7 protein-coding genes are annotated in these 6146 nt (G+C 66.9%); 1 reads left to right on the top strand and 6 read right to left on the bottom strand.

Annotation, left to right across the window (positions count from 1 at the left end; all coding sequences use genetic code 11):
• The 6 genes from CCOS865_RS22240 to nikA form a co-directional block, all read right to left on the bottom strand.
• A partial coding sequence (locus tag CCOS865_RS22240; RefSeq protein WP_119144876.1) for an IS110 family RNA-guided transposase occupies positions 1 to 552 on the bottom strand: 552 nt, incomplete at its 3' end.
• 160 nt (positions 553 to 712) lie between these two features.
• Entirely contained in the window at positions 713 to 1516 is an 804-nt protein-coding gene (gene nikE / locus CCOS865_RS22235; protein WP_119144838.1) for a nickel import ATP-binding protein NikE, read from the bottom strand.
• Positions 1513 to 2283: an ATP-binding cassette domain-containing protein gene (locus tag CCOS865_RS22230; protein ID WP_119144836.1), complete on the bottom strand. Its 771-nt coding sequence runs from the start codon at positions 2281 to 2283 to the stop codon at positions 1513 to 1515. Before CCOS865_RS22230 ends, nikE begins: the two co-directional genes overlap by 4 nt.
• Complete coding sequence (gene nikC, locus CCOS865_RS22225) at positions 2284 to 3120, bottom strand: nickel ABC transporter permease subunit NikC (RefSeq protein WP_119144834.1); 837 nt, start codon at positions 3118 to 3120, stop codon at positions 2284 to 2286.
• A 5-nt stretch (positions 3121 to 3125) separates the two neighbouring features.
• Positions 3126 to 4067, bottom strand: coding sequence for a nickel ABC transporter permease subunit NikB (nikB, locus tag CCOS865_RS22220; RefSeq protein ID WP_119144832.1), 942 nt, complete (start codon positions 4065 to 4067; stop codon positions 3126 to 3128).
• Positions 4068 to 4070: 3 nt separating this feature from the next.
• A complete protein-coding gene (gene nikA / locus CCOS865_RS22215) occupies positions 4071 to 5645 on the bottom strand; it encodes a nickel ABC transporter substrate-binding protein (protein ID WP_119144830.1) in 1575 nt (524 codons plus the stop codon).
• Between the two features lie 88 nt (positions 5646 to 5733).
• Between nikA and nikR the strand changes: the two genes are divergently transcribed.
• A complete protein-coding gene (nikR, locus tag CCOS865_RS22210) occupies positions 5734 to 6141 on the top strand; it encodes a nickel-responsive transcriptional regulator NikR (RefSeq protein ID WP_119144828.1) in 408 nt (135 codons plus the stop codon).
• Positions 6142 to 6146: the final 5 nt, after the last annotated feature.

The raw sequence follows: 6146 nt of genomic DNA, 5'->3' as shown, positions 1-6146 counted from the left end.
ATGGTCGTGCTGGCGCTGCAGCAAAGCGATGAGGCGCACAGGCAGGTCGTGTTCCTCAAGGATCGAGGCTAGCCGTTTGACGACTGCCAGCCCGGTCGGCAGGCTGATGCCGAACTCGAGCAAGAATCCATGCATCTGGTTCACCGTCTTGGTGCGGTCGCGGATCAGCGATTCACGAATCCGGTGTGAGACTGAAAGCGTCTGCTGCTCCACAGTCTTGGCCGCGACGAAACGCATCGTTGGCCGAGAAGCGGCTTCGCAGATCGCTTGAGCGTCGACAAAATCGTTCTTGTTACTTTTGACGAAAGGTCGCACGAACTGAGGGGAAATCAGCTTGGCATCGTGCCCCGCAGCTTTCAGTTCACGCGCCAGGTAATGCGCTCCAGCGCAGGCTTCCATCACCACGGTGCATACCGGATGGTTGGAGAAAAAGCGCATTAATTGCTGTCGTGAGCACTTCTTGCGTAGCACTTCCCGGCCGGACCTATCCTGAGCATGCAGGTGGAAGGTGTGCTTGCCGATGTCGATGCCGACTAATGCCACTTCGCTCATGGTGATGATCTCCGGAGATAAAAACACCCTGCGCAAGCCTAGCCTGCGCAGAGTGCCGGGGTGACCATCTCATTAAGTGACCCGCCGTAAGGGCGGAAGGGGCCATCAGCGCCACCACATCGAATGGATAAGCCCACAATCTACACGCCCAAACCCACCCTCAACCCTCGCACAGCGCAGCTCTGGAAGGCGCCCCAGGCAACACCGCCTCTTGCAACTGCCTACCCAGCGGATGCTCGAACGCCATCGCCCGCTCCACCGGCCGATCCTCGACGATCCGGCCCTCGGCCAACAGCACCACCCGCTGACAGAAATACCGCACCAGGCTCAGGTCATGGCTGATCAGCACAAACGCCGTGCCGCTCTCCCGCCGCAACGCATCCAGCCGCTGCAGCAACTGCAATTGCAGCACCCGGTCGAGGTTGGACAACGCCTCATCAAGCACTACCAGCTTCGGCGAAATCGCCAACGCCCGGGCAATGTTCGCCCGCTGCAACTGCCCACCGCTCAGTTGCTGCGGCAAGCGCTCGGCGTGCTCGGCACGTAAGCCCATCTGCTCGAGCAGGTGCAGCACCCGTTCGCGCTGCTGCGCCTGGCTCATGTCGCTCAAGTGGCGCAACGGCTCTGCAATGCTCCAGCCAACCGTGCGCTGCGGATTGAAGGCGCTCGGCGCATCCTGGAACACCAACTGCACAGCACGCTGAAAATTCCGCGCGGCCTCGCCACGCAACTGGCTGACGTCCTCACCGGCAAACCGCACCTGGCCGCGGGTCGGGCGCTCCAGCCCGAGCAGCAGGCGCGCGAGGGTGCTCTTGCCGCTGCCGCTGCTGCCCAGCAGGCCAGTCGACTCGCCTGCCGCCAATGCCAGGTCGATGCCCTCCAGCACCGGCAGCCACGCGCGCCTGCGCAGCAGCCCGCCCGTGCCATAACCATGGTCGAGTTGGTGCACCTGCAGCAGGCTCATGGGTAGCTCCCGGTCAATATCTGGTGGGCTTCGAGCAAGGTCCGCGCGCTGGCGCTGGCGGGCTGGTCGAACAGGCCGCGGGCGCTCTGGCGCTCGACGACCCGCCCAGCCTCCATCACCACCACCTGCTCGGCACAGCGGGCGACCACGCCCATGTCGTGGGTGACCAGCAGCACCCCCAGACCGTGCGCGTCGACCAACGCCATCAGCAGGTCGAGAAAGCGCGCCTGGCTCAGGGCGTCGAGGTCGCTGGTCGGTTCATCGGCGAGCAGAAAGGGCGTTTCGGCCATCAGCGCCAGGGCGATCATCATGCGCTGGAGCATGCCGCCGCTGAGCTCAAAGGCAAACGACTCGAGCACCCGCTGGCGCTCGTCGAGGCCGACGGCGGCCAGGCAGTGGTCCATCCGCTCGCGCGCCGCGGCACCGCGGATGCCGCGCAGCTTGAGGGTCTCCAGGCCATGGCTGGCCATGTTGCGCACCGGGTTGAAGGCGCTGCGCGGGTTCTGCAGGACCAGGCTGGCCAGGCGCCCACGCACCTGTGCGGCGGCGATCGGTTGGCCGTCGGCGGTCAACTCACCGCCTGTGCGCAGCAGGCCCTGGGGCAGCAGGTCGAGCATCCCCAGGCAACTGAGCGACTTGCCCGAACCGCTGCTGCCGACCAGCGCGCAGACTTCGCCACGGCGCAGTTGCAGGTCTACCCCGTGCACCAGCACGCCGGCCCGACCCTCGATCTGCAGGCCGTGTATTTCCAGGGATGAAGCCGTCATTCAGCGCGCCTCCAGGGTCGGGTCGAGGCGGTCGCGCAGGGCGTCGCCGAGCAGGTTGAAGGCCATCACCGAGAAGAAGATCATCAACCCCGGCAACAGCAGCAGTTGCGGGTGGGTCCAGATGAATTCCTTGGCATCGTTGATCATCACCCCCCATTCGGCCGTCGGCGGCGTGACCCCCAGGCCAAGGAACGACAGGCCCGAGACGTGCAGCATCATGTGGCCGATGTCCATGGTCGCCAGCACCAGCAACGGCCCGGCGATGTTCGGCAGCACGTGCTGGCGCAGGCGGGCCCAGCGCGAGGCACCGGCCAGCCGCGAGGCCAGCAGGTACTCGCGGCCGCGCTGGGCGATCACCAGGCCGCGCACCATGCGTGCGTACCAGGCCCAGTGGGAGAGGGCGATGGCCAGGATCACGTTGCTCAGGCCGGTGCCCAGCAGGGTGACGAAGAAGAACGCCAGGACCAGCGTCGGAAAGGTCATGAACATGTCGCACAGGCGCATCAGCAGCAGGTCCAGCTTGCCGCCGACGAAGCCCGCCACGCCGCCGACCACCAGGCCCAGGGCGAGCACCAGGGCCAGGGTCAGCATCACGCTGCCCAGCGACAACCGGGTGCCGACGATCAGCCGCGAGAGCAGGTCGCGGCCGAGGTGATCGGTGCCCAGCCAGTGGCTGGCATCGGGCGGCAGCAGGCGCTGGCCGAGGTCGACCAGGTCGGGATCGTGCGGCGCCAGCCACTGGCCGAACAGCGCCAGCACGGCCAGCAGGCCGACCAGCACGCCGCCCAGTAGCAGGCTGCGATTGCCGCGCCGCGCGGCGCGCCGAACGAGGCTCATGGCGCTCATGCGCTCACCCCCTGCAGGCGGCTGCGCGGGTCGAGCCAGGCATAGCAGACGTCCACCACCAGGTTGCAGACCATCAGCAGGCCGGTCAGCAGCAAGGTGAAGCACTGCATCACCGGGAAGTCGCGGTTGAGCACCGCCGAGACCGCGAAACGGCCGACCCCGGGCCAGGCGAAGATGGTCTCGATCACCAGCGCGCCGCCGATCAGCTCGCCGATGTGCATGCCGGTGGCCGTCACCAGTGGCAGCCAGGCATTGCGCAGCACATGGTCGCGCCACACCCGCCGCTCGGGCAGGCCGCGCGCCCGGGCATAGGTCACATGGCGCTGGCCGCTGGCCTCGAGCAGGCTGGCCCGCAGCAGCCGGGCGTTGATCGACATCGACATCAGGGCGATCGCCAGCACCGGCATCACCAGGTGCCCGGCGCCGCCACGGCCGAGCGGTGGCAGCCAGCCGAGCCACAGCGAAAACAGCGCGATCAGCAGAAATGCCAGCCAGAAGTTGGGCATCGACACGCCGAGAAAGGTTACCGCGCGCACCGCGTGATCCGGCCAGCGGCCCTGCCAGCGGGCGGCCATCAGCCCCAGCGGGATCGACAGCAGCAGGGTGCAAGCCAGGGCCAGACCGCCCAGTTGCAGGGTCGCCGGGAGGTAGTACAGGAGGTCGTCGAGCACCGGCCGACCGGTCAGGTAGGAGATGCCGAAATCCAGCTGCACGGCGTTGCACAGCCAGGTCCAGTACTGCGCGTACAACGGTCGGTCGAGGCCCAGGGTCTGGCGGACTTCGGCGATCGCCGCGTCGGTCGGCGGGATATGCGACAGGCGCAGGTAGTCCAGCGCCGGGTCGGTGCTGCCCAGGTGCAGCAGGAAGAACACCAGCAGCGACACCGCCAGCATCACGGGCACCAGCAACAGCAGGCGCAGGCAGATATAGCGCAACATCGGTCAGTGCTCCTCGGCCGGGGTCATCACTTCGAACGGCACGTCGAACAGGGTGCTGCCGAACTGCACGTTGTTCACCGAGTCGCGGCGCACGCTGATCGCGGTGAGGTAGGAGATCGGCAGGTACACCGCCTGCTCGTGCAAGGTGCTGAGGATGAAGCGGTACTGTGCGGCGCGCTGTTGCTCATCGGTGCTGGCCAGCACCTGGCCGATGCGCTGGTCCAGCTCGTCCTTGATCGCCAGGCCGCGCTGGGCCATGTAGTCGGCGTGGCCGGCGTAGCGCATGGAGCTGACGAACGAATGCGGGTCGTAAGGCGCGCCCCAGGTGTCGGCGAAAATCATCCCGAAGTCACCGTCGCGCTGGCGCCGCACCAGCGCGCCGTCCTCGACCGCGCGCAAGTCGATGTGGATGCCGAGCTTGGCCAGCTCGCCCTGGAACACTTCAGCCAGGCTTTTCTGCAGGGCGCTGGTGCCGAGGAACACCAGTTCGATCGACAGCGGCTGGTCGCCTTTGCTGCGCACCGTCGCGCCGGGGGCCAGGGTCCAGCCGGCCTCATCCAGCTGGCGGGCGGCAAGGGCAGGGTCATACGCATACGGTTTGAGGCCGAGGTCGGCGTAGGGCATGTTGGGCGCGAACAGGGTGTCGGCGCGTGGCTCCAGGCCGTAGAGGATCTTGTCGATGATCGCCTGCTTGTCCAGCGCGTGGTTGATCGCCTGGCGCACCGCCAGGTCGCGGGTCGGGCCACGGCCGGTGTTCATCGCCAGGGTGCGGGTGGCCAGTGGCGCCGACAGCGCGGTGGCGAACCCCTGGTCACGCAGCCGGACGAAGGTACCGGCGGTGATCTCGCCCGCGGCGCCCTGGATCAGCTCCAGTTCGCCGGCCTGCAAGGCCAGGGCGCGGCTGTTGGGGTCGGGGATGACCTTGACCAGGACTTCGCCATAGGCCGGGCGCGGTCCCCAATAGTCAGGGTTGCGGGCGAACCGATCGAATTCGCCAAGCCGGCTTTCCACACGCATCCAGGGCCCGGTACCCACGGCGTGGCCAGGTTTTGCCTGGGGCGATGCAAAGCGCAACGGGCGGACCTGCGCCAGCTCCATCAGGGTCGGGTAGTACGGGTGTTTGAGCACCAGCCGCAAGGTCAGGCGATCCGGCGCTTCGACGTGATCGAGGGTGGTCACCAGCTCCATCCAGCGGTGGCGCTGGCTGTTGGCCAGGACGGCGTCCAGGTTGGCCTTGGCCGCCGCCGCGTCGAACGGCGTGCCGTCGCTGAAGCGCACGCCATCGCGCAGGGTGAAGGTGTAGGTCTTGCCATCCTCGGAGACCTGCCAGGCGCTGGCCAGCCACGGCTGCAGCGCGCCGGACGCGGTGTAGCGCACCAGCGGTTCATAGACCATGGCCTGGGCGTACATCTGGTTCGGCGAATAGCCGCGCGGGTCGAGCGGGCCGGCGTTGACCGGCCACGAATAGACCAGGGTCGGGCCCTGTTCGACCGCGCTGGCGGCGTGCGTGCAGAGGCTGGCGACCAGCAGGAATAGGCCCCAGAGGGCGGGCTTTCGTTTGCCTGGCTGCTGCTTCACACTGGGTCCCCCACTTCAACGGAGGCGCTAGCCTAGAGAGGTGGCGGGTATGATGTCTAGGTTAAATCTTCTTACTGGAAGTAACAAAATGCAACGGATTACCGTCACGCTGGACGAGGAGTTGCTCGAGGTCATCGACCAGCGGGTGGCAGAGCATGGATACCAGGGGCGTTCGGAGGCGATCCGCGACCTGCTGCGCAATGGCCTGCTGGCCTCCCAGCCTTTGGCCGAGACGGCGCCGTGCGTGGCGGTGGTCAGCTATTTGTACGATCACGACACGCGCGAGTTGCCCAAGCGCCTCAACCAGACCTTGCATGCCCACCATGACCTGACACGCTCGACCCTGCATGTGCACCTGGACGCCGGGCATTGCCTTGAGGTCTCGGTGTTGCAGGGGGCGAGTGGCGAGGTGGTCGAGCTGTCGCGCCAGTTGATGAGCGAGCGTGGGGTGGAACATGGGCATGTGCAGGTGATGCCGGCGCCGGGGCGGGGCTAGGGATA

Source organism: Pseudomonas reidholzensis (assembly GCF_900536025.1).
Taxonomy (GTDB): domain Bacteria; phylum Pseudomonadota; class Gammaproteobacteria; order Pseudomonadales; family Pseudomonadaceae; genus Aquipseudomonas; species Aquipseudomonas reidholzensis.
This window is presented reverse-complemented; position numbering and strand designations above follow the sequence as displayed.